The following is a 236-nucleotide window of genomic DNA, read 5'->3' as shown; positions in this document are numbered from 1 at the left end:
GCGACGAGATGACCGTCTTAATCGAGCTCTCCGGCCGCTTGAGCAACTGTGCGAGATGGTTCGCCACCGCAATGGCGTTGTGCTCGTCTAGGGACGAGATTGGGTCGTCGATGTAGAGATACTTCACCCAGCGGTAGGCTTCAATCTCCGGGTCCATTGCCAACTGCACCACGGCGAGAAAGAAACACCAGATGAAGATGTTCTCCTCTCCGCGTGAGACCTTGATGTTCGCGTCA

1 pseudogene is annotated in these 236 nt (G+C 55.9%); it reads right to left on the bottom strand.

The features are described from left to right. Positions 1-236, bottom strand: a pseudogene (locus SB719_RS22595) (anticodon nuclease); the annotation flags it as partial.

The sequence above is a fragment of the Pantoea sp. SIMBA_079 genome (genome assembly GCF_046940275.1).
Classification (GTDB): Bacteria; Pseudomonadota; Gammaproteobacteria; order Enterobacterales; family Enterobacteriaceae; genus Pantoea; species Pantoea borealis.
The sequence above is the reverse complement of the archived record's forward strand: the minus strand, read 5'-3'. Positions and strand labels throughout refer to the sequence as shown.